This window comes from Carboxydocella thermautotrophica, assembly GCA_003054495.1.
Classification (GTDB): Bacteria; Bacillota.
The window spans coordinates 2,179,157-2,202,140 of the sequence record CP028514.1 but is presented as its reverse complement, the minus strand read 5'-3'; the positions used below and the strand labels follow the sequence as shown (position 1 = coordinate 2,202,140).

Here is a 22,984-nt window from a genome sequence, read left to right as displayed (position 1 = left end):
ACTACCATTCATAAAATTAATGCAACGCTACTGATCTGAAGTAATTCATTTATAATTTGTTATTGAGGGAGGCGTTACGTGCGTGAGGGAGGATATTTTTATGAAGAAAAAAATTGCAGCTGTATTAATGGTGACCATGTTTGCAACATCAGTTCCTGTATTTGCCGGAGAAGAGGGTAACAATCGCGGAACAGATGTTTCAGTATCAGCTCAGGTATATAACTTAAATGCCGGTATTACACTTAATGATATTAAATATACCAGTTCAGAAACTGACTGGCGCATTTATAATTCATTTATTGATCATTTGTTTAGTGGCTTTATTTTTAAAGATTTAACAAAAGATGAAATGAAGCGGTTTGTTGCCAGTAATTTTGTTTTTAAAGGAAAGACTTTAAAAGAACTAAGAGCCCACGAAAAAAAGGCAGAATGGCTTTTTAAGCAGCTTGAATTAATTATTAAAGAACGCTTTTATGACAGCAAAATGAAAGTGACCCCGGGTAGTATTGAAGCTAAAGAACTGAAAAAAGATGAAAGAAACCAAAAGAAACGCCTGCAATTGCTTAAGCAATATACCAGTAGTTACTTCAAGAGAGTAAAGAGTGACTTGATTAAAAAAGCCAAACAATCAAAGATAAAAGCTAAAGGAAAATGACCAATGCTAACAAGACAGCAAAGGGAAAAATATAGGGCTTTAAAAAGGGAGTCTCAGCCTTTCCGCTGAAACTCCCTTTCCTTATCTTCTCTGAAAAAGGTTAGAGGGGCCGATAGCAATTACATTGGTTTCAATTACATAGAAAAATTTTTGTATCGAGCTAATTAAAGCAGGAAAATCGAGACCACGTGTTGAATACGAATGTAACAAAACGGTTACAAATATAATATAATGACAGATAAAAGTAACAAAGGGGGATATTTATGTCTGACTTGACTTATGAATTAATCGGGCAACGTCTAAAAACTGCAAGGGAGCTTTCAGGTCTTACTCAGTCGCAGGTTGCCAATTATTTGGGCATTCGTCGAGAAAACATCTCTTATTATGAGAATGGTACACGACCAATAGACACTATTACCCTTAGCAAACTAGCTGATCTTTACGGTTATTCGCTATCATATTTTTTAAAATCGGAAAAGGAAGAAGATATATCATCCTTATCGGTAGCTTTTCGGACCGAGGAATTATCCAATGAAGATTTAAAAGTTCTGGCCTGGGCCAAAAGGTTTGCCAGAAATTTAAGTTCTATTAAACAATTACTGGAGGAATAATAATGAATCAATTAGAGTTAAAGGCACGAGATTGTGCGATTGAAGCAAGAAAAATGAATAATTTAAATACGATCGAACCTGTTGATACATTTAAAGTGTTAAAATTGTCAAATATTTCATGTATTAAAAAACCAATGAGCAAGATATCGGGTATATATCTGAAAACAGGGAAGGTGAAGGTTATAATTATTAATACGTCAAAAACCGTTGGACACCAGCACTTTACGGCTGCGCATGAGCTTTATCATTGCTATTTTGATGACGGCTTAGTAGAAATTGCTTGTTCTACCAGTCGCTTTGACAAAAAAGATGAAAGAGAGTTGCTGGCTGACCTATTTGCTGCGTATTTTTTAATGCCCGAGGATGGTATTTTACATCATATATACCAAAGAGCTCGTAATATTAAAGACATTGATATTAATGATGTAATATTTCTAGAACAGTTATATGGTGTTAGTCATAAGGCAATGTTAACGAGACTTGTGCAGCTTGGACTGATATCGGAAGATAAGAAAGAAGAATTATCACCCAACATTAGATATAATGCCAGGGTTTTGGGATATGACGATTATCTATATTTGCCTACAAACGAAGAAGCCATAATATCCGAATACGCTGAAAAAATTAAAATGGCCTTCGATAAAGGGATAATTACATTTTCACGGTATGAAGAATTATTAGCAGAAATAGGACTTGATTTATATACAGAAGAGGAGGTCTTAGACTATGTTGACTAGACCTCCTCTTGTTCTTGATACGGATGTTATTTCCTGTTTTGCCTGGGTAAAAAGAATGGATATACTTGAGAAACTTTACTCAGGCAAAATGGTTGTGCCAGCAGAGGTAGTATATGAAATTAGTAATAGAAGGGTTCAACATCTTAAGGCAGAGTTAACCCGCTCAGTAGATAAAAAATACATCGAGGTTGTTAGTTTACAGCCATTGGGTGATGATGGACAAACTTTTGTCGCTTTAAGAGAAACTGGCAAATACGGTAGTGATGAGGCCGCTGTTATGGCCTATGCAAAAGTTAATGGCGGGACGATTTGTAGTAATAACCTGAGAGATGTTCTCCGCTACTGTCAGAAATACAATCTTGCTTTGTTGAGCACCAGAGCAATAATGTATGATGCCATTTGTAAAAAGGTGATTTCAGAAACTGAGGCTCAAAATGTATGGACAGAGATGATTAATAAAAAGAGGCAGCTTCCCTGTAAAACTATTAAGGAAGTAATTGATTTTTATAAGTATGGACCGGGTGCGAAATTAGGTTTGCAAAAATACTAAAAGGGAGTCTCAGACCTGTACGCTGAAACTCCCTTTTCCCCTACCTTCCCCGGAATTCCGGTTTCCTCTTCTCAAAAAACGCCCTTACCCCCTCCACATAATCCTCGCTCATACAGGACTGCATGATAGTCTGCCGTTCCAGTTCCAGGATGCGGGCCAGTTCCGGCAACAGCCCCTCATTGAGCAGGGCCTTGCTGCGGGCAAAGGCCAGGGTGGGTCCGGCGGCCAGCTGTTCCCCCAGTTTCATCGCAGTAGCCAGCAGCTCATCATCGGCTACCACCCGGTGCACCAGCCCCAGAGCCAGGGCCTGTTCCGCGCTGACCACCGGGTCCAGTAACAGCAGTTCACTGACCCGGCCCAGGCCCAGCACGGCTCCGGCCAGGTAGGTGAAGGCTCCATCAGGAGTGAGGCCGGCGCTGGTATAGGCCTGCTTGAAGCGGGCAGATGCGGCAGCCAGGCGCAGGTCACAGGCCAGAGCCAGGGTGAAGCCGGCACCGCCTACGGCGCCATTGATGGCAGCGATGACCGGCTTGGGCAGCAGGCGCAGGTCCATAATGAAGCGGTTCAGGCTCTTGGTCACATCCCGGAAGAAAATACTCTGCTGGGGAGTGCCGATGGCACTGCTGGCCTTTTTTAAGTCTCCGCCCACGCTGAAGGCTTTGCCGGCACCGGTGATCACCACCGCCCGGATGGCGTCATTTTCCCGGCAGTGCTCGATGGCCTGGATCAGCTCCTCGCCCAGCTGGCCATCCAGAGCGTTGAATTCCTGGGGCCGGTTGAGGGTGATGAAAGCTACTGCCCCTTTTTGTTCCAGTTTCACTTTCTCCCAGTTCATTTCTCTCTTACCTCCCATTTTTTTCATTTCTACCTTAGACCGTCTGGCTGTAAATTGTCAACCAGTGGTGGTCAGATCAAACAATTCCCTTAGCTCTGCTTCTGTCAATTTGGAGAGGAAAGTTTCACCGGGCTGGATGACGGAAGCGATCAGTTCCTTTTTGCGTTGTTGTAGAGCAAAAACCTTTTCTTCAATAGTGCCCTGGCTGATCAGCTTAATCACCTGAACGGCCTTGTTTTGACCGATACGGTAGGCCCGGTCCGTGGCCTGTTCCTCGACAGCGGGATTCCACCAGGGGTCATAGTGAATAACCATATCGGCACCGGTAAGATTGAGACCGGTACCCCCGGCTTTCAGGGAAATCAGGAAGACTTTGCCCTGGCCCTGGTTAAAGGAGTGGGCCATGCTCAGGCGTTCTTCTGGCTTGACAGAACCATGAAGATAAAAATGCTCGATACCTTCTCCTAACAGGTACTGGTGCAATATGTCCAGCATCGAGGTAAACTGGGAAAAAACCAGCACCCGATGGCCGCTGGCCAGAGCATCAGTCAGGACTTCCTGGAAGAGCTGGAATTTGCCGCTGTCCCCCCGATAGTTGTTCAGGAAGAGGGCGGGATGGCAGCAAATCTGCCTGAGCCGGGTGAGGGCGGCCAGGATTTTCATTCGGCTTTTCTCAAAACCGGCGGCAGCCAGCTCCTGCGCGATTTCACCCCGGGCCTTTTTCAAATAGGCCAGATAGACTTTTTGTTGCTCGGCGGTGAGAGGAGCCTTGATTTCCGTCTCGATTTTTGCCGGCAGCTCCTTCAACACATCCTTTTTCACCCGGCGCAGGATGAAGGGTTTGACCAGACGGCTGAGTTCGGCCAGAACTTCGGGATTGCCCCGGGCAATGGGCAATTCATATTTGCGGCGAAATTCCTGATAATGGGGGAAATAGCCCGGGAGAATGAAATTGAAAATGGACCAGAGCTCGGCCAGGGAGTTTTCTATGGGTGTACCGGTTAAGGCAAAATAGCTTCTGGCATTGATTTGCAGGACCGATTTGGCATTAACGGTCTGAGCATTTTTGATGTGCTGGGCCTCGTCCAGAAAACAGTAAACAAATTGCTGCCGGGCATAAAGTTCAATATCCCGCCGGATCAAGCCATAGGAAGTGATGACAAGATCCCACTGGCTCAGGTTTTCCAGCAGGGCCTGCCGGTCTTTGGGGGACCCCGAGACCACCAGAACTTTCAGTTCAGGGGCGAACTTGCGAGCTTCGGCTTCCCAGTTATAGACCAGGGAGGTAGGAGCGATGACCAGGGATGGTCCTGGAGAAGTGTCCTGTTCTGAAAGCAAGAAAGCCAGGACCTGCAGGGTTTTCCCCAGCCCCATGTCATCGGCCAGGATGCCGCCCAGGCCGTGGGCGGCCAGGGTTTTCAGCCAGCGGAAACCGGTTTTCTGGTAGTCTCGCATCACCTTTTGCAAAGAAGCAGGCACTTCATAATCATTGTCCTGGGGCTCCAGGATGGACTGCACCAGCTGTTTAAAAGCCCGGTCGCGGCGAAGATTGGGCAGATTGTGCTGGCGCAGAAAACTGTCCAGATACATGGCCCGGTATTTGGGCAGCTGGATGGTGGCTTCCTGCAGGGCGCTGGCATCGAGATTCAGGTTTTCCAGCAGCCGGGCCAGTTGCTGGAGTTCCTGTTGCTGCAGGAGCAGGAAAGAGCCATCCTTGAGCCGGTGGTATTTTTTCTTTTCCTGCAGGGAAGCCAGGATCTCCCGCAATTCCTCTTCGGGCAGGTCGGGGAAAGTAAAACTGACTTCCAGCAGATTATCTTCCTCATTCAAACGCACCCGCCCGGAAAAATCCAGGGTCGGGCGTACCCGCAGTTTTTTAAATTCCTCGGAATAGAAGATTTCAGCCAGTTCCTGCAGCCGGGGCAGATAAGCAGTAATAAACTCCAGTACCTTTTCTTCCTCATCCAGGTAAATTTGACCCTGGTTGACGGTGAAATCGGCCAGTTCCAGCAGGGAGAGAATGGCATTTTCCTTTTCCTGGTTCCGCACCAGCAAAATATCTCTGGCCGGAATCTGGTTGCTGAAGGGATTGATAGTAATAGTACCATATTCAAACTCTACCCGGGCGCTGATTCCCTGTTCCCCGTAGCGGTCGAAATAGATGCGGGCTGCCAGGGGCTGGCGGATAAAACGGCTGGCCAGTTCTGGTGCGATCTCCAGCTTGCTTATTTTTTCCAGAGCGGGCAGGAGCTCGGTAGCGAACCGGTCTTTGTGTTCTGAAGCAAAAATCAATCGCTTTTCCTGATTTAACACCTGAGCTAGAGGTAAAAAGTATCTTCTTTGCTGATCGTCTTCGACCTGCCAGATTTCCTCCTGATAGAAGAAAAAGCTGCCATCCCGGGTCAGGGGGCGGGGGGGAAGGTCGTTTTCCACCAGGGATAATACCAGTTCGTCATTTGCGGCAGCTAAATTAAAGCCAAGGGATAAACCCTGTTTAATCCGGGTTAGTTTGCTGTGATTGCCAGGTAAACATAAAACAAAAGATTTTTCCTTCAAACTGTGTAGCAGCTGGGCCAGATGGTAATCGCTCAGGGGCAAGGGACGTTGTTTGAAATGGGAAGTGGTCTCATATCGGTCAACAGCGGCATATTGTTCGTACATTTCCTGCAAAAAGTCAATTACCGGCTGGTCACAGGCGGCAAAGGATTGTTTGGTCGGTTCAAATGTAAATTTCTGGCCAAATTCCAGCGGTTGTCCTGTTTGAAGAGAACTGACAAACTGATTCAGGTCCCTTATGACATAGAGGCGGGACAGACCGATTTTCAGGCCCAGGTAAGCAAAAATAACATGATCCATTGGTTGCAGGGTCAATTCAACTTCCAGATTTAGTTCCTGCTTAATGGGAGAAGTAGGGGTAACGGCTAAATGACTGAGCAGTTTAGCCCCCAGCTGACGGGCTCTCCGGTTTTGCATAGCCTGAGGGTCAAAGGCATAACCGGTTTGTAATGCCTTCAGTACCGCAACTACATGTTTGCAGATTCCTGGCAACTGGTCATGGGCGGGACAGGTGCAGTAATAATGCCAGGTACCTGAAGGGTAAAAGCGGAGACGAATATTGTAAAGATTGCGATTGCTGACTATGGCCCGAAATTCGTCCCTGTCATGGTCATATTCAATGTGCTTAACCAGACCGTCCGCAAAATATTCCAGGCCCCGTTCGTAGACTTTGGGGCTGGAGGCGGCTTGTTTGATTTGTTTTTCACTGATTTCTGGCACATTCATGGGTATTTTATCCTTCCTTAAATATTTTATATTTAAACCTTAGACTTTTTTATTCCGCCTGTCAACAGGCAGCAGGAATTTTCCACCTTCTGGCGAAAACAGAAAAATGAAATCAAGACAAAAAATGGGGGAGTAAAGATGGGGGAATTGCGCAATCTGTCTGCCTGTATTGAGGAGGTCAGGGAGGCGGCTCTCAAATATGAACCTGGCCCACCTGATCCCGCGGACTACCAGGAGCTGCGACAGCGGCTGGCTGCCTGTCGCGGCAAATTGCCGCCTCTGTACCGGCAGGCAGTATTTGATCCTTTTGACCGGGCCTTAGTGGAGCTGGGGCCAGGAGGTAAGAAACAGCTTCTTTTCTTTTAGCAATTATCCAAAATAGGTATTGACAACCAACATCACCTGATACACCAATATGGTGATGTTTTATGAAACTTTACACAGTGAGCGAATTCGCTGAAAAACTTGGGGTCAGCGTATCGACCTTGCGTGCATGGGACAAAGAAGGCAAATTGGTCGCCCTGAGCACGCCTACCAATAAAAGAAGATACACGGAAGAAATGTTATACCGGGCGCTGGGAATAAAGAACCGCCAGGAACCAAAGAAAATTGTTTTATACGCCCGGGTATCGTCCTCCGGGCAAAAGCCTGATCTGGAAAACCAGTTGAATTATCTGAAGGAATTCGCCGCCGGCAAAGGGCTGGCTGTGGACGAAATACTTTCCGATGTCGGCTCTGCCCTCAATTATAAGCGCAAGAATTTTTTGAAGTTGTGCGGGATGGTCACCCGGGGAGAAGTCAAAACGGTCATCATCGCCCATAAAGACCGGCTGGTTCGGTTTGGATTCGACTTCTTCGAGGAATTGTTCGCCAAATTCGGCTGCGAAATCCTCGTGGCCAACAAATCCGAAGACATGTCCCCAGCCCAAGAGTTGGCCGAAGACCTGATCAGCATCGTCCAGCATTTCGCGGCACGGCTGTACGGCCAGAGGACCTATAAAGCTCGCAAGTTGACCAAAACGGTGAGGGAGGTGTTAGCCAGTGCAGCAGACGGTCAAGCAGAAAAGTCTGCCGCTGAACAAAGATAAGTGGGCCAGGATAACTGAGACGGCAGAAGCATATGCCAGGCAGAAGAACTCCTTCCTGGTGGAGTACGGGCATGTGAAATACCTGCACTATCTGGGTAAAAAGCGGAAGCTGCGGGACGAGCTGGTTGCAGCCGGTTTCACCAGCCCTTTCGGGCTACAGGCCCGCCAGTGGAAGCTGGTTTTGGACGACGCCCTGTTCACCCTGGAGAGGCAGTGGGAGGCCGCCATCGTCGGGGTCAAAGAGCGGCTTTACCGTCATGAAGGCCTGTCTGACGAAGAAAAGCACTACGCCTTCTGGCTTTTATATAGAGATGAAAAGCGCGGCCGGGATTGGAAGAGGCTCCAGGCGATTTTCACTCATGAAGACGTGGTTAATCAAAAAATAAGTTTGGACTCAGAGGGCCGTGCCAAGGTGAGAAATTATCTGAAGCGCGCCTTTCGCCGCATCTTAGGCACAAGGCCCCGCGTCAAAAAAGCCCGCAGTTTCGTGGTAGACCAGCAAATGTACCGTGTATTTAACAGGGGAAAGCGGCAGTATATTGCCGTAGCGACATTAACCCCCGGCGAAAGGGCGGTCATACCCTTGACTGGGATACACGCCATGCGAGGCAACCTGCGGGTAGTCCTCTTTCCGGACGAACAAGCGGTGGAAATCCATCTGAGCAGGGAACCGCATACTTACTCGCCTGGTGAGGGAGAGGCGGGCATCGACCTGGGCGTGACGGAAGTATTTACCGATGATACTGGCAGAAAATACCGGCCCGAATATGGTGAGGCTCTGCAAGAAATGTCCGACCATATTTTGGACAATAGCCGGAAACGCGGAAAACTCTGGGCCTTGCGCCGGAAATTATTGGAGCAGGACCCACCCAAAGCCCGGCGTATCTTAAAACACAACCTGGGCCTTATCAAGCAAACCAGGAGAAACAAAAGATATCGGGCTAGGTGCGAAAACGAAATCAACCGGGCGTTTAACGAACTCTACAAAAAACGCCGGCCGCAGATCATCGCTTATGAAGACCTCGCCCACCTGCGCGGCAAAGCCAAAAGCAAAGGCCTCTCCCGCAAGGTGAGCGGCTGGCAGCGAAACATCATCAAGGAGCGCCGGGAATACAAGAACTACGTCTACTCCGTCACCGACCCCGGACCGCAAAACGCGGCCTATTCCAGCCAGGAGTGCCCGCAGTGCGGTTGGGTTGACGCCAAGAATCGCAATGGAGACATTTTTAAATGCCGCCAATGCGGTTTTACTGCCGATGCTGACCAGGTAGCAGCTATGAACCTGAAAAAAAGGCTGCACGACGAAGAGATAACCCGTTACACCCCGTATAAAACAGTGAAAGAAATATTGCTCCAGCGTTATAATCAAAAGGCTAATTAACCTTTTAGTCTCCCGGGATGTTCCCGGGAAAGGGCAGGGATTGGCCCGGGTGGGAGAAAGCTCCGACGGAACGGGCGTTGGCTGACAGCGGCGCACGCGAAGCGGGCTTTGACGATGAGGTTTCCCCTCCGGGAAACTGAGCGCCGCCGGGTAGCTGGGGCTGAGATGTACGGCGAACGGCATTTCGGCCGGCCAAACCGTTCCTGCCCTTCAGGTGGGAGCCCGGTACTCAGGCAACTGTGCGCCGGGTGTCAACACCACCCCGCCGTTTGGAAGCGTTTTTGCAGCGTGACTGTTTCGGGCGGGACTCCAGAAGCCCGTGGTCCGCCTGCCCCGTCAGCCGGGCAGGTGGGGGTACCCGGCCTCTCGGAGAGCGTAAACTGCTTTTGCTGTCAACTTTATGATTATTTGATAGAAGTTGATAGTAAAATTGAAACAGGCATCTATGCTGCCCATGTGGTGGCACTAAAATATTTATGCCACTCCTTTCCTCTTGCATTTATCCTTGCTTTCAGGGTATAATAAACAAGTCAAAGCAGTCAATAAAGTTTGGTCGTGCTAGATGGGGAGGTAGCGGTGCCCTGTAACCCACAATCCGCTATAGTGGGGTCGATGCCCGGCAGCGGGTCTGTTTCATGGGGTCCGGTCTCCGTAAGTGGTGTGGACGGTTGGGTCCTGCGCAACACAAGCTCTCGAACCGTGTCAGGTCCTGACGGAAGCAGCACTAAGGGATGTCTTGGGTGTGCCGCGGGAGTGCCTGGCCTGAGCTAACTGCGGGGATAACGCCTGGGAGGCAGGATTCAATGCCGGGTGCACGGCCATTAAATTTGCTCCAGCAGGTGGTTTTTTAACCGCCTTTTTTTTAAAGCCATGGGGGGATAGGTATGGCTTATCTGGCCTTATATCGGGAATGGCGGCCCAAAACCTTTGCGGAAACAGTAGGGCAGGAGCATGTCAGCCGGACTTTGCAAAATGCCCTGCGCACCGGCAGGATCGCCCATGCCTATCTGTTTTGTGGGCCGCGGGGAACCGGCAAAACTACCACAGCCAAATTGCTGGCCAAAGCATTGAACTGCCGCACGGGCCATGGTAGACCGGTGCCGGAACCCTGTAATGAATGCGAAAACTGTCAGCGTATCAACCAGGGCAACAGCATGGATGTCCTGGAAATCGATGCTGCTTCCAATCGCGGTATCGATGAAATTCGGGAACTGAGGGAAAAGGTCAAATTTGCCCCTACCGAGGGTTATTATAAAGTCTACATAATCGATGAAGTACACATGCTGACCAATGAAGCCTTCAATGCCCTGCTCAAGACCTTAGAAGAACCCCCGGGCCAGGTGGTTTTCATTCTGGCGACTACGGAACCCCATAAAATCCCTCTCACCATCCTTTCCCGTTGCCAGCGCTTTGATTTTAAACGCATACCATTAGAGGATATTATGGCGCGCTTGCAGGAGGTGGCGGCAGGAGAAGGAATTAAGGTAACAGAAGAAGCCCTGCTCCTCATCGCCCGGGCAGCGGAAGGGGGTATGCGGGACGCCCTCAGCTTGCTGGACCAGGCGCGGGCCATGGCGGGAGAACAGGTGGAAGGCGACCATATTCGCGCCATCCTGGGGGCGGTCAGCGGGGAAAAAATCGCCCGGCTGCTGGACCAGCTGATCCGCCGCGATCTGGCAGGAGCTTTGCAGCTGGTAGGGGAACTGGTGGAACAGGGCAAGGATTTGCGCCAGTTTGTGCGCGATTTACTGGAATATTTGCGGGATTTGCTGGTTATCCGGGTAGCCAGGGATGTGGATCAGGTTCTACGCACTTCCCCCCAGTACTGGGAACGCTTGAAGGCCCAGGCCGAAGCTCTGTCACCGGCCCGGGTACAGCAAATGATTAATATTTTAACAGAAACCGAACAGGGCATGCGCTGGAGTCAGCAGCCCCGCCTGTTGCTGGAGCTGGCTTTGATCAAGGGGCTAAGTCAGGAAGGGTCTGAGGTAGAGAACAATCTGCAACAGCAGGTAGCTCAGCTGCAGGCTGAACTGGAACGACTGAAGGCAGCAGGACCGGTAACGGCTGGACCGGCCCCTCGGACAACACCGGTCGCCAGGCCGGTTACACGGGGCAAAAAAGTGGAACTGGCAGCCAGTGACCCTGTATTAATGAAACAGGTTCAGGAGGAATGGCCCCGGGTGCTGGAACTGTTGCGCAAGCGTATGCAGGTGCGTGCCTTCGTGGTGGAAGGGGAGCCACTGCACTGTGATGGCCAGACCTTGAGTCTGGTGTTCCCTGACGGAAAAAGCTTTCATCGCGATCGGCTGCTGCAGGGTACGAATCTGGAGATACTGGAAGCCGCGGTGCAGAAAGTGCTGGGCCGGCCCCTCAGGGTGCAGGCTTTGCTGACCAGTGAGATTGCCGGTTCGTCCAACGCAGCTGTTGAAGAGGAGAATAAACCGGATCTGGCTCCTGAGGAGCTGGTCAAAACTGTCCAGGAAACCTTTGGGGCGGCGGTACCGGTGGAAATAAAGGATTAGGAGGCAGGAAAATGTTTGGTGGCAATATGAATCAAATGATGAAACAAGTGCAGAAAATGCAAAAGGAAATGGCCAAACTGCAGGAGGAAATCGCTCTGAAAACAGTGGAAGCCACTGCCGGCGGCGGTGCCGTGCGAGTAGTGGCCAATGGTAAGCAGGAGCTGCTGAGCCTGGAAATCAAGCCGGAAGCAGTGGATCCGGAAGATGTAGAAATGCTGCAGGATATGATTCTGGCAGCTGTCAATGAAGCCCTGCGCAAATCCCAGGAAATGGTGGCAGCGGAAATGGCCAAAATCACGGGAGGGTTGAAAATTCCCGGTCTTTTCTAATCTGATAGACAGAGGATGATTGGCATGTATAGTTATTCTGAGCCTATCGCCCGTTTGATTAATCGCTTTTCCCGCTTGCCGGGCATCGGGCCCAAAACTGCCCAGCGCCTGGCTTTTTATCTGTTAAATGCCCCTGCCGAAGTGAGCCGGGAGCTGGCGGAGGCTATCCTGGAGGCCCGCGAGCAAATCCGCTTCTGTCAGCGCTGCTGCAACCTCACTACGGCCGATCTCTGTGAAATCTGTCGGGATGACAGCCGGCAGGGGGATTTGCTCTGCGTAGTGGAGGAGCCCCGGGATGTGGCAGCTTTTGAGCGTTTGCGGGATTACCGGGGTTATTATCACGTTCTGCATGGAGCCATCAAGCCCATGGAGGACATTGGCCCGGAACAGCTGAAAATCAAGGAGCTGTTGCAGCGCCTGCAGACAGAGCCCATCACAGAGGTAATTCTGGCCACCAACCCCACCATCGAGGGGGAGACTACCGCCATGTATCTGGCCAAATTGCTTAAACCCCTGGGGGTCAAAGTAACCCGTTTGGCCCATGGTTTGCCGGCGGGGAGTGTACTGGAATATGCCGATGAAATGACCCTGGCCAGTGCCCTGGCGGGGCGGCGGGAAATTTAGGCAGTAATATCGGGACAGCCTGCCGCATATGCTGAAGGTAACGGGGGGTGACAAGCATGGTCCTCAGTTACCTGGTCGCAGCGGCGGTCCTGCTGTTGCTTTTATATGCGGTGGGGCTCTATCTGACCCGGCCCCTGAAAATTCTCTGGTGGCTGGTAACGCGGCTGGCCCTGGGGGCGGCAACTCTGCTGCTGGTCAACTGGCTTACCGGCTGGCTGGGTTTCAGCTATCCCTTTAACTGGGCCAGTACGGCCCTGGTGGGATTTCTGGGCATACCGGGATTTGTGTTACTGACAGCTTTAAAAATTGCCATGTAAGCCCGATGGGAAAATTCCTGTCGGGTTTTTTCTTTTTTCTCTTGACGCAGAAGGGGATTATCAGTAAAATGATACTAACCAAAAATATAAGAAAACATATCGAAATACTCGGATATAAGGGGTGAGGGAGATGCTGGAAATCTGCCAGGTCACTAAATATTTTCAGCACCAGGTGCTGGCTCCGGTGGATTTGCAAGTGGAACAGGGGGAATTCATAGCTTTTCTGGGGCCCTCGGGTTGTGGTAAATCCACTTTGCTGAATATTATCGCTGGACTGGAACAGCCGACCTCGGGGGAAGTGCGTCTGGACGGGCAGGTATTGACTGCTCCTGGACCGGAAAGGGGCATGGTCTTTCAGGAGCCCGGCCTGTTTCCCTGGTTAAATGTCCTGGAAAATGTGGCCTTTCCCCTGCGGCGGCAGGGGCTGACCGAGGCGGTGGCGCGAGAACGGGCCCTGGAGCTGTTGAAACTGGTCCATCTGAGCCGCTATGCCCACTCCTGGCCCCATGAATTATCAGGCGGAATGAAACAGCGGGTGGCCATCGCCCGGGCTCTGGCTCTCAATCCGCGGATTCTCTTGATGGATGAACCTTTTGCTGCTCTGGATGAACAAACCCGCATGGCCATGCATGTGGAGCTGCAGGATATCTGGCAGCAAACGGGCAAGACAATCATCTTTGTTACCCATAATATCCGGGAAGCGGTGCGTCTGGCCGATCGTATTCTGGTTTTTGCCACCCGGCCGGGACGGATTAAAGCCGAGTTCAAAGTCCAGGCTCCTCATCCGCGGCTGGAAGGGGATGGACTGTTGTTGCAGCTGGAAAACCAGATCCTGCGTGAACTGCGGGAAGAAATGGAAAAAGTGTTGAAGGAGGAACTGGGGGATGACTACCATCTTAAGAAGAGTGGTTTTCCTTGGCATCCTGATCGGGATCTGGGCAGTTATATATAATCTGAAAGTGTGGCCAGATTTTCTTTTTCCTTCGCCAGGACAGGTGGTAAAAGCTCTTTGGACTGGCTTTGCTGATGGCACATTAGTTAAAGCAGTTGGCGTTAGCTTGCTGCGATTGATAGTTGGATATTTTCTGGCAGTGATTATAGGGCTGGCTCTTGGTTTATTAATTTGCAGTCATAAATGGTGGGAGGATACCCTGGGGGGGTTAATTGTCGCTTTGCAGAGTGTTCCAAGTATTGTCTGGCTACCCCTGGCTTTGCTCTGGTTTAAAATGGGGGAAGGAGCCATTCTATTTGTAGTTACTCTGGGCGGGGTCTGGACAATGACTATGGGTACGGTAGCTGGTATTAAAAACGTTCCTCCACTACTGGTTAGAGTAGGGAAAACCATGGGGTTAAAGGGATTACCTCTTTTCTGGCGGGTGAAATTGCCAGCCTCTGTTCCCCATTTAATTACAGCTATGCGGCTAGCCTGGGCCTTCTGCTGGCGGGCTCTGCTGGCCGGGGAGCTAATCGGCACCGGGACAGGATTGGGCCAGGTATTGATGTGGGCCAGAGACCTGGGGAACATGGCTCTGGTACTGGCAATTATGGTGATAATTGCCCTTTTGGGAATGTTAACGGATAGTCTCCTGTTCCGTCGTCTGGAACAACGAGTAATGATGCGCTGGGGGTTAAACCGAGCATAGTTTTCAGGAGGTGAGGGTTAATGAAAAAATGGGTTTTTCTTCTGGGAATAGTTACCTTTTTATTTGGACTGGTCGGTTGTGGCAATCAAGCAACGGAGGAACAGAAAACTTTGAAGATCGGCTATTTCCCTAATATAACTCACGCACCTGCCATGGTAGGGATTGAAAAAGGATTATTTCAAAAATATATAGGCCGGGATATTAAGATTGAAGAAAGATATTTTAACCATGGTCAGGAATTGCTGGATGCTCTGGCAGTAGGGGAAGTGGACCTGGGCTATGTAGGCCCGGGACCGGTGGAACAACGGAGCAAACAAGGATTAAAGATAAAGGTCCTGGCTGAAGTAACCCGGGGAGGATCGGCTCTGGTGGTGCGACAGGGAGTAGATATCAAGGACATTAAAGACCTGGCCGGTAAAAAAGTCGCTGTCCCGGGTATTGGAAATACCCAGGATCAAATTCTGCGTAAATTATTGAATGATGCAGGACTGAAGTCGACCTATGAAGGCGGGGACGTGGAAATTCGCGCTCAAAAACCTGCAACCATCAGCGGGTTGTTTGTACAAAAACAGCTGGATGCAGCTCTCCTGGCTGAACCCTGGCCCAGTATGCTGGAAGCAAAAGGGCTGGCAAAGGTGATATACCAGGATGAAGGTGTAAGTGCTGTTATGGTAACTACTCCCGAAAAATATCAAGCCAAACAAGCTTTGATAGATAATTTTGTTAAAGGACATCAAGAAGCTGTGAAGGCAATCAAAAATATGCCGCCGCAAGAAACTGTTCAGCTGGTGGGGCGAAAAATCAAGGAAATAACTGGCTCGGAATTGCCTCCTGATATTTTGCAAAAAGCACTTAAAAAGCTAAACTTCGAGGACTGATGGTCTAACCATTAGTCCTCTTCTCTTTTTTGCCCCATGTATACCATATACTTTCTTGACCTGGACCATTATTAAAGTTATACTTAAACTAATGGTTCAAATAACTCTGGGACCATCATGTTTATGGGGGGACGTGAAGTGTCCCGGCAGGAACCTAATAGTTTGCGGCTTTTTGCGCAAACTAAATTTGATACCCACAACGGGGAGGTGGGGCGTTGGCGCGCATTGTCGAAGCCTATATTGGTGAATATGCCAGTGGCAAATCGGAAAACGCCGTTAACCGGGCTCTGGAGCTGGCGGCTCTGGGACGGCAGGTGACACTGGTGGACCTTGATCTGGTAGAGCCCTTTTATACTTTACGCCCCATTAAACAGGAGCTAAAAGAGCAGCAAGTGGATGTAATCGCCTGGGATACTGCCGAAACTATGGGTCTGGGCGAGGCTGGCTCGGTGATAAAACCGGAAATGCGCTGGGCTCTCTGGCGGCCGGGAGATATTATCCTGGACATCGGTTATGGGGTGGAGGGGGCCAAAACCCTGAATCTGGTGGAAGGGGCCCGGGAAAGCGAGGAGCTGCAAGTACTGGCTGTGATCAATGCCAGTCGACCCATGACTGCTGCGGTAGCCGATATCGTTCAGCATGTCCGGGAAATGGGAACTGTTCATGGCTTGATCAATAATACCCATCTGGGGGATGAAACCACCCTGGAAGTGATCGTAGAAGGTTTACGGCTGGTGGCTGAGGCAGCTGAAATTCTGGGTATGCCCATTGTTGCTACTTCAGTAGACGAGAAATTTCGCTCTGCTTTTCCGGAAGGCAGAGACCCTCTGGGAAACCCCGTGCGTTTTTTGCGAAGACTGATGCCGAAAGCCATGTGGTAAGGGTATAAACCCGCCCGTGGAGAAGTATACAGGAGGTGTAGGTTACATGGCTGAAAAGCCCATTCAAGGGGAGAAGAAAGCATTTATGACCGGTAATGAGGTCATCGCCTGGGCGGCCGTAGCTGCCAAAGCTGACATCATGTATGGTTACCCCATTACTCCCCAGAACGAAATCATGCATTACTGGACTCGTCTTGCTCCCAAGTATGACAAGAAATTCCTCCAAACTGAAGACGAATTATCTGCCGGTTTTACTACCATTGGCGGCGTGCTGGCGGGGAAAAAAGCCTTTACCGCTACTGCAGGCCCTGGTAATGTGTTGATGCAGGAACCCATGGCCATGGCAGAAATGATGCGCATTCCCACTGTCCTGATTGTCCAGCAGCGGGGTGGCCCGTCTACAGCTACCGTTATCTACTCCCAGCAGGAAGTCACTCTGACTACATATGGTGGTAACGGAGAAGGCTTCCGGATTGTATATGCTCCTGCCACTCACCAGGAGCTGTTCGACTACACCATCAAGGCCTTCAATACTGCCTGGACCTATCGCTGGCCCACCTTTGTGCTGGGGGATGGCTACCAGGCCAAGATGCGGGAATCAGTAGTTCTCTATGATCCCGAAGAAAGAGGTATCAAGCTGGTTGAACCCTATCCGTTTGTAGGTAAGGAAGGTTCCATCGGAGTTGACCGGCAGCCCAATCATATGCGCAATACCTACAACACCGAAGAAGAATTGTATGAAATCGTCATGAGCTATGCTGAGGAGTACAACCGGGTAGCACCGGAAATCATCGAATATGATGCCCGCGATTGTGAAGATGCCGATCTGGTCATCGTCTCCGCTGGCGTAGTTTCCCGGGCCGCTCTGGGGGCTTACCAGGCCCTGCGGACTGCCGGGTATAAAGTTGGATATTTCCGGCCCATCACCCTGCGGCCTTTCCCGGAGCAGCAGCTGAAAGAAGTAGCTGCCAAAACCGGCAAGCTGCTGGTAGTGGAATCCGCTCTGGGTCAGCTGGATAAGCTGGTCAAGCAGGCTATTTATGGTATCAATACTCCCATTGAAGGCCTGTTCAAACCCGGTGTGGGCATTACTGCTGAAGAAGTGGAAGAAAAAGTAAAATCTTTGCTTTAGGATCGGGTAGATAACGGAAGGAGGTTAAGCCATGTCCGTGGAATTGTTGCGTATGCCTAAATGCTGGCGGAAAGAATCCAAACCCCACAAGTTTTGCCCCGGTTGCGGTCACGGTGATGTGTTAAAGGCTCTGGGGGAAGCTATTGATGAACTGGGGATTCAGGATAGAGTAGTTTTCGGTTGTGATATCGGTTGCTCCCTGCTGGCCTGGGACTTTTTTGATGTAGATAGTGTACAGACCCACCATGGCCGGACAACCCCGGTGATGACCGGGATCAAACGGGCCCGCCCCGACCGGATTGTAGTTGCTTATATGGGGGATGGTGGCGGTTATGCCATCGGTTCTCAGCACCTTTTCAATGCTGCTGCTCGCAACGAAAATGTAACTGTTATCCTGGTCAACAACACCAACTACGGTATGACCGGTGGTCAGATGGCTCCTACTACCCTGCCGGGCCAGAAAACCGAAACCTCTCCTTATGGTCGCGATGTGGAAACCATGGGCTATCCCACCCAGGGTCCGGAGGCAGTGGCAGCTATTACACAGGATGGAGCCTATGTGGCCCGGGGTACAGTAGCCAATATGCGGCAGCTGAAGGGCTTCATCAAGAAAGCCCTGCAAAACCAGATGGAAGGCAATGGTTTCTCCTTTGTGGAAGCTCTCTCTGGCTGTCCCACCAACTGGCGGACCAATGCCCGGGATACCTGGAACTTTATTGAAAAGGAAATGACCAAGTACTTCAAAGTAGGGGAAATCAAGACCCCGGCACAGAAGGAGGGCTAAGAATATGTCCAGCAAACTGGTGAAAATCGCTCTGGCCGGTGAAGGGGGCCAGGGGGTTCAATCCGTAGCGGAAATTATCGCTGAGGCCGCCAACCAGGCCGGGCGGGAAGCCCTCTATATTCCCAACTTCGGCGTGGAGCAACGGGGTGGCGTATCCATTGCCTTTTTGCAGATCGATGATGAAAAAATTGCTGCACCCAAATTCGTTAAAGGTGATATCGTAGTGGCTTTGAGCGACCGGGCAGTAGTTCGCACTCAGCAATATGTAGGGCCTAATACCCTGTTTGTTTATGATACATCTATCGAAGAGGTAGAAGAATACCTCCCTAAAAATGCTAAGAAAGTCATGGGCATTCCGGCTCTGGAAATTTCCAAAAACGAGTTGCACCCCCGGGTTTTCAATATCCTTATTATGGGTGCAGTTATCGGGGCAACCGGGGTGGTAACTTTAGAACAGGCTAAAAATGCTATTGAAAAGAAACTCGGTTACAAGTTTGAACAAAACCCCAAACTGAGAGACTTGAACTTCGCTGCCCTGGAGAAGGGCTATGCCCTGGCCCAGCAGGCTTAACCGAGGAGGGAAAAAACAGTGGACTACTTGAAGAAGGTTGAAATCCACGAGGGACAAAAAGGGCAGTGGGCCATTTTTCCGCGCCTTTGCAAAGGCTGTGGGTTGTGCATCGAAAAATGCCCGGTTTCCTGTATTTCCTGGTCCAAAACCCTGGGTGTATATGGGACTCCGGCCGTAGTGGCTGATATGGAAAAATGCATCCTCTGCGGCATTTGTCAGACCGTATGTCCTGATTGTGCCCTGTCAGTGGAAAAGAAAAAATAGGACGAAAAGCGAAAATCGCCCCCTGTGCAGGGGCGATTTTTATATTCTCCGGCAGGAGAGAAATATCAATAAAAATATTGACAAATTTATCAATCAAACATACAATATTTTCAGGAAGTCTATTATGAAAGGGGCTGATATTATGTTTGAAAAAATCACCGTAAGCAGGGTGTTAAATTCTCTAGTGCCAATTTCCAGGTTTAATAAAGGGGAGGCTAATAAAATCTTTGAAGAGGTCAGGGAAACGGGATTTAAGATTGTGGTGAAAAATAACACTCCGGCATGCGTGCTTTTAAAGCCTGAGCTGTATGAACAAATGCTTGAAGCTATAGAGGAGTACCGTCTGCTGCTGGAAGCCGAAAGGCGTATGGAAAAAGCCAAAGAGGATGATTTTATCCCTCAGGAAAAAGTTTTATCTGATCTTGGTATAATTAGCACGGATTTAGAAAATGTAGATGTGGAGATAGAATAACTATGTGGCAGGTAGAATACTTGAAAGAAGCAATCAAGGACTTGATGCGCCTTGACCACAGCCAGCGCTTACAGGTGCTTGGCCTTCGAGTGGTATATAAGCTGGTAAGAGAAAAAGAGGTTATGAAGATTATTATTATTTCTGCCAGGGCAGATGATGAGGTTTACTTACTGGCACAGAAAAGAATAGACAAATAAAGGGACAGTAGTATAGCTTACTACTGTCCCTTTCAATCTTCAACCTCGAACTTCGAACGTCCTTAATCATGGAGAACTTATAGGGCAGCTTACGACCATCCATACGAGGATGTCGTATTTACAGTTATATTATAAGCTGTTTTTCGATAAGCGTAAAGATGGCGAAAAAAGAAATAATATTCAGGCAGGAAGGAAAAACTGCAGCTGATGGCGAATTTAACAGGAAATAGATACAGAAAGGGGTAGGCGGCTTGAAAAAACTCTTCATACTGGATACCAATGTTTTGCTGCATGATCCGCAATCCCTGTTTCGCTTTCAGGAGCATGAGGTGGTTTTACCCCTGCTGGTGATTGAGGAGCTGGATGAACAGAAAAGACGCATGGATGAGGTGGGGCGCAATGCCCGGCGGGTTGCCAAAGCTCTGGATCAGCTGCGCCAATCCGGTAAATTGCATGAAGGCATTCCCACTCCTGGTGGAGGCTTCCTGCGGGTGGAACTGGCCATCGATTTGCCCAAAATCCCGGAAATCAAAAGCCACAAAGCGGATAACTCCATCCTGGCTCTGGCCAAAATGTATGCTGACAAATATCCGGAACGGGAAGTTACCCTGGTGACCAAGGATATTTACCTGCGCATCAAGGCTGATGCCCTGGGCATCAAGACCGAGGATTACAAAACCGACCGGGTCAATGTGGAAGAGATGTACTCCGGTACCACTACCCTTAAGGTAGCAGGAGACCAGATTGATCGGTTCTATCAGGAGGGACAGCTGGTTGATTTCACCGGCGGGGAGCTGGTTGCCAACCAGTTTGTTACCTTGCTCTGTGAAGAGACGGGACAGTCTGCTCTGGGACGGTTTGACCATAGCAAAAAGGCGATTGTGCCTTTGCGCTATGGCAACAAAGATGCTTTTGGCATCAGAGCCCGTAACAAGGAACAGCGTTTTGCCATGGAATTGCTGTTTGATCCTAACATCAAACTGGTGACTCTGGTAGGCCAGGCCGGAACCGGTAAGACCCTGCTGGCTGTTGCCGCCGGTCTGGAACAGGTGGTAGAAACAGAGGATTACAAAAAATTGCTGGTAACCCGGCCCATCGTGCCCCTGGGCAATGATATCGGTTTTCTGCCCGGGGAGAAGGATGAGAAACTGCGTCCCTGGATGAGTCCCATTTATGATAATATCGAATATATACTGAGTGGAGTCAAAGAAGGCAAAAAGGAAAAGGACAGCAAACCTACCAGTATTGAAACCACTTTGCGCTATTTCAAGGAAAGGGGCCAGCTGGAGCTGGAAGCCATAACCTATATTCGGGGCCGCAGCATCCCTCATCAGTTTGTTATTGTGGATGAGGCCCAGAACCTGACCCCTCATGAAGTTAAAACCATTTTGACAAGGGTGGGAGAAGGTACTAAAATAGTCTTAACCGGTGATCCATTCCAGGTGGATCATCCTTATCTGGATTCCAATAGCAATGGCCTCACTTTTGTGGCCGAAAAATTCAAGGACCAGCCTATCGCCGGCCATGTGGTCTTCACCAAAGGGGAAAGGTCAGAGCTGGCTGAGCTGGCGGCAACCATAATTTAACTTATGTTCCGAGTCAAAGGACCTACAGGCTGTTTGCCCAAGGCCTTTGGCCAGAGCCATGCTTGAGGCTCGAGGGTAAAGGGGGAAACCCTTTTGCCTCCCGGTGGAAAGGAACAGTCTGCTGTGGATGGAAGGAAAACAGTCGGCTGACACCGGGAAGCCGGCTGTTTTATTTTGATCACAGGAGGGAGAAAGATGGACAAGGTAGAAAAATTGCGGCAATTATTAAAAGAAGCTGCGCCTGAAGGCAGAATCACCTGTGCCCAGGCCTGGGCTCTGGCGGAAGAGCTGGGCGTAGAAAAGGGACTGGTGGGGAAAATATGCAATGAACTGGGAATTCGTATTAAGGCCTGTCAGCTGGGCTGTTTCTAGGAGGTTTATATGGCTGAGTTCGGGAAGGTAATCACTGTGCCAGAGGCACTGGCCAGATTGGAACAACATTTGCAGGACTTTCGCCCTCGCCCGGAACGGGTGCCCCTGCTGGCAGCCCGGGGCCGGGTGCTGGCAGAAAAGGTAGTCAGTCCGACGGCAGTGCCGGGGTTTTACCGTTCTACCGTGGATGGTTATGCGGTGCGGGGAGCGGATACCTTCGGGGCTACGGAGGATTTGCCGGTCTTTTTGCCCCTGGTGGGGGAGGTCTTGATGGGACAGGCCCCTCCCGGGCCCCTGCCGCCCGGCAGTGCCATGGCCATCAGCACCGGTGGCATGTTACCTGAGGGGGCGGATGCCATTGTGATGCTGGAATATACGGAAATGGCACCGGGAATGGTGGCGGTACTGAAACCGGTAGCGCCGGGGGAAAATGTGGTGCGGCCGGGGGAGGATGTGACTCCTGGTCAGGAGGTATTGCCGGCGGGACGGCGCCTGCGGGCCCAGGATCTGGGGCTGTTGGCCGGGCTGGGCATCACCGAGGTTACGGTAGCGGTCAAACCCCGGGTAGCTCTGATTTCCACCGGAGACGAGATTGTGGCTCCTGAACAGGAACCGGGACCGGGCCAGGTGCGGGATATGAATTCCTATACCCTATATGCCCTGGTGGACGAACTGGGGGGTGAACCCCGGCTGTATGGTGTTATCCGGGACCAGAAAGAGCAGTTGCTGGCGGTGGCCCGCCAGGCCCTGGAGGAAAATGATGTGCTGATCGTTTCCGGGGGCAGTTCGGTGGGAACCAGGGATGCTACCGGGGAAGTGCTGGCCTCCCTGGGGGAACCGGGGGTATTTGTGCACGGCATCTCGGTGCGGCCGGGCAAGCCCACTATTCTGGCCCGCTGTGGCCAGAAACTGGCGGTGGGTTTACCCGGACATCCGGTTTCGGCGATGGTGACTTTTGACCTGTTCCTGCGCCCCATTTTACGGGCTCTGCTGGGGCTACCCGCTCCTGCTCCCTACCGGGACCGGGAAGGCAGACTGACAGTCACTGCCCGGCTGGAGCGGAATGTCCTCTCCGGTCCGGCCCGGGAGGATCATGTGCGCTGTGCCCTGGAGTGGCGGGAGGGGGAATTGTGGGCAGTCCCCATTCTGGGCAAATCCAGCCTATTATCCACCATGGTCAAAGCCGATGGCATTTTGCGCATTCCTCTGGAACAGGATGGCATCAGTGCCGGGGAACTGGTCAGTATCGGCTTGTTTGAGGAGGGTTAAA

General features: G+C 50.5%; 26 protein-coding genes, 1 other RNA gene and 1 riboswitch. Of the genes, 25 read left to right on the top strand and 2 right to left on the bottom strand.

From position 1 onward, the window contains the following. Nucleotides 1-100: 100 nt before the first annotated feature. From CTH_RS10975 to CTH_RS10960, 4 genes are all read left to right on the top strand, one after another. The gene (locus CTH_RS10975) at nucleotides 101-655 is read left to right on the top strand and encodes a hypothetical protein (protein WP_107753877.1); all 555 of its coding nucleotides are present in this window, start codon (nucleotides 101-103) and stop codon (nucleotides 653-655) included. Between the two features lie 263 nt (nucleotides 656-918). Then, nucleotides 919-1,266, top strand: coding sequence for a helix-turn-helix domain-containing protein (locus CTH_RS10970; RefSeq protein WP_079906309.1), 348 nt, complete (start codon nucleotides 919-921; stop codon nucleotides 1,264-1,266). A 2-nt stretch (nucleotides 1,267-1,268) separates the two neighbouring features. Then, nucleotides 1,269-2,003, top strand: a complete 735-nt coding sequence (locus CTH_RS10965; protein WP_079906310.1) for an ImmA/IrrE family metallo-endopeptidase — start codon at nucleotides 1,269-1,271, stop codon at nucleotides 2,001-2,003. Further along, nucleotides 1,993-2,553: a PIN domain-containing protein gene (locus tag CTH_RS10960; RefSeq protein ID WP_107753875.1), complete on the top strand. Its 561-nt coding sequence runs from the start codon at nucleotides 1,993-1,995 to the stop codon at nucleotides 2,551-2,553. The genes CTH_RS10965 and CTH_RS10960 overlap by 11 nt, the downstream gene beginning before the upstream one ends. Before the next feature lie 40 nt (nucleotides 2,554-2,593). On the opposite strand, the gene CTH_RS10955 is transcribed toward CTH_RS10960, so the two are convergent. Further along, nucleotides 2,594-3,388: an enoyl-CoA hydratase/isomerase family protein gene (locus CTH_RS10955; protein ID WP_159073872.1), complete on the bottom strand. Its 795-nt coding sequence runs from the start codon at nucleotides 3,386-3,388 to the stop codon at nucleotides 2,594-2,596. A gap of 57 nt (nucleotides 3,389-3,445) precedes the next feature. Further along, nucleotides 3,446-6,670 (bottom strand): DEAD/DEAH box helicase, encoded by a 3,225-nt coding sequence (locus CTH_RS10950; RefSeq protein ID WP_107753871.1) that lies wholly within the window; start codon nucleotides 6,668-6,670, stop codon nucleotides 3,446-3,448. 138 nt (nucleotides 6,671-6,808) lie between these two features. Here CTH_RS10950 and CTH_RS10945 point away from each other — a divergent pair, with 138 nt between their 5' ends. The 21 genes from CTH_RS10945 (at nucleotide 6,809) to CTH_RS10845 (ending at nucleotide 22,983) form a co-directional block, all read left to right on the top strand. Beyond that, nucleotides 6,809-7,036, top strand: a complete 228-nt coding sequence (locus CTH_RS10945) for a hypothetical protein (protein ID WP_078664707.1) — start codon at nucleotides 6,809-6,811, stop codon at nucleotides 7,034-7,036. Nucleotides 7,037-7,098: 62 nt separating this feature from the next. Then, nucleotides 7,099-7,758, top strand: a complete 660-nt coding sequence (locus CTH_RS10940; protein WP_078664706.1) for an IS607 family transposase — start codon at nucleotides 7,099-7,101, stop codon at nucleotides 7,756-7,758. Continuing rightward, on the top strand, nucleotides 7,712-9,139 hold the full coding sequence (locus CTH_RS10935) for a zinc ribbon domain-containing protein (RefSeq protein WP_078664705.1): 1,428 nt from the start codon (nucleotides 7,712-7,714) through the stop codon (nucleotides 9,137-9,139). The genes CTH_RS10940 and CTH_RS10935 overlap by 47 nt, the downstream gene beginning before the upstream one ends. A 553-nt stretch (nucleotides 9,140-9,692) precedes the next feature. Next, nucleotides 9,693-9,957, top strand: an RNA gene (ffs, locus tag CTH_RS10925) — signal recognition particle sRNA large type. 66 nt (nucleotides 9,958-10,023) lie between these two features. Continuing rightward, entirely contained in the window at nucleotides 10,024-11,664 is a 1,641-nt protein-coding gene (gene dnaX / locus CTH_RS10920) for a DNA polymerase III subunit gamma/tau (protein WP_078664703.1), read from the top strand. Nucleotides 11,665-11,675: 11 nt separating this feature from the next. Continuing rightward, complete coding sequence (locus CTH_RS10915; RefSeq protein ID WP_078664702.1) at nucleotides 11,676-11,993, top strand: YbaB/EbfC family nucleoid-associated protein; 318 nt, start codon at nucleotides 11,676-11,678, stop codon at nucleotides 11,991-11,993. A 24-nt stretch (nucleotides 11,994-12,017) separates the two neighbouring features. Then, nucleotides 12,018-12,617: a recombination mediator RecR gene (gene recR / locus CTH_RS10910; RefSeq protein WP_078664701.1), complete on the top strand. Its 600-nt coding sequence runs from the start codon at nucleotides 12,018-12,020 to the stop codon at nucleotides 12,615-12,617. A gap of 56 nt (nucleotides 12,618-12,673) precedes the next feature. Next, a complete protein-coding gene (locus CTH_RS10905) occupies nucleotides 12,674-12,934 on the top strand; it encodes a pro-sigmaK processing inhibitor BofA family protein (RefSeq protein ID WP_078664700.1) in 261 nt (86 codons plus the stop codon). A gap of 130 nt (nucleotides 12,935-13,064) precedes the next feature. Further along, nucleotides 13,065-13,886 carry an ABC transporter ATP-binding protein gene (locus CTH_RS10900; protein WP_078664699.1) on the top strand — a complete coding sequence of 274 codons (822 nt, stop codon included), beginning with the start codon at nucleotides 13,065-13,067 and terminating at the stop codon, nucleotides 13,884-13,886. Continuing rightward, nucleotides 13,819-14,577 carry an ABC transporter permease gene (locus tag CTH_RS10895; protein ID WP_078664698.1) on the top strand — a complete coding sequence of 253 codons (759 nt, stop codon included), beginning with the start codon at nucleotides 13,819-13,821 and terminating at the stop codon, nucleotides 14,575-14,577. Before CTH_RS10900 ends, CTH_RS10895 begins: the two co-directional genes overlap by 68 nt. Before the next feature lie 20 nt (nucleotides 14,578-14,597). Then, nucleotides 14,598-15,455, top strand: coding sequence for an ABC transporter substrate-binding protein (locus CTH_RS10890; RefSeq protein WP_079906317.1), 858 nt, complete (start codon nucleotides 14,598-14,600; stop codon nucleotides 15,453-15,455). A gap of 215 nt (nucleotides 15,456-15,670) precedes the next feature. Further along, on the top strand, nucleotides 15,671-16,336 hold the full coding sequence (locus tag CTH_RS10885) for a hypothetical protein (RefSeq protein WP_078664696.1): 666 nt from the start codon (nucleotides 15,671-15,673) through the stop codon (nucleotides 16,334-16,336). Between the two features lie 46 nt (nucleotides 16,337-16,382). Beyond that, nucleotides 16,383-17,468, top strand: coding sequence for a transketolase C-terminal domain-containing protein (locus tag CTH_RS10880; protein WP_078664695.1), 1,086 nt, complete (start codon nucleotides 16,383-16,385; stop codon nucleotides 17,466-17,468). A gap of 31 nt (nucleotides 17,469-17,499) precedes the next feature. Beyond that, nucleotides 17,500-18,252 carry a thiamine pyrophosphate-dependent enzyme gene (locus CTH_RS10875; RefSeq protein ID WP_078664694.1) on the top strand — a complete coding sequence of 251 codons (753 nt, stop codon included), beginning with the start codon at nucleotides 17,500-17,502 and terminating at the stop codon, nucleotides 18,250-18,252. Nucleotides 18,253-18,256: 4 nt separating this feature from the next. Further along, a complete protein-coding gene (locus tag CTH_RS10870) occupies nucleotides 18,257-18,823 on the top strand; it encodes a 2-oxoacid:acceptor oxidoreductase family protein (protein WP_078664693.1) in 567 nt (188 codons plus the stop codon). 18 nt (nucleotides 18,824-18,841) lie between these two features. Next, the gene (locus CTH_RS10865; RefSeq protein WP_078664692.1) at nucleotides 18,842-19,087 is read left to right on the top strand and encodes a 4Fe-4S dicluster domain-containing protein; all 246 of its coding nucleotides are present in this window, start codon (nucleotides 18,842-18,844) and stop codon (nucleotides 19,085-19,087) included. Between the two features lie 124 nt (nucleotides 19,088-19,211). Then, nucleotides 19,212-19,559, top strand: a complete 348-nt coding sequence (locus tag CTH_RS10860) for a type II toxin-antitoxin system Phd/YefM family antitoxin (protein ID WP_242946593.1) — start codon at nucleotides 19,212-19,214, stop codon at nucleotides 19,557-19,559. A gap of 2 nt (nucleotides 19,560-19,561) precedes the next feature. After that, nucleotides 19,562-19,756: a hypothetical protein gene (locus CTH_RS10855; RefSeq protein ID WP_078664691.1), complete on the top strand. Its 195-nt coding sequence runs from the start codon at nucleotides 19,562-19,564 to the stop codon at nucleotides 19,754-19,756. Nucleotides 19,757-20,007: 251 nt separating this feature from the next. Then, entirely contained in the window at nucleotides 20,008-21,342 is a 1,335-nt protein-coding gene (locus tag CTH_RS10850; protein WP_078664690.1) for a PhoH family protein, read from the top strand. After that, nucleotides 21,337-21,472, top strand: a riboswitch (molybdenum cofactor riboswitch). It overlaps the preceding gene by 6 nt. Nucleotides 21,473-21,537: 65 nt before the next feature. Next, nucleotides 21,538-21,714 carry a hypothetical protein gene (locus tag CTH_RS14240; RefSeq protein ID WP_174182999.1) on the top strand — a complete coding sequence of 59 codons (177 nt, stop codon included), beginning with the start codon at nucleotides 21,538-21,540 and terminating at the stop codon, nucleotides 21,712-21,714. A 9-nt stretch (nucleotides 21,715-21,723) separates the two neighbouring features. Next, nucleotides 21,724-22,983, top strand: coding sequence for a molybdopterin molybdotransferase MoeA (locus CTH_RS10845; protein ID WP_079933492.1), 1,260 nt, complete (start codon nucleotides 21,724-21,726; stop codon nucleotides 22,981-22,983). Nucleotide 22,984: the final 1 nt, after the last annotated feature.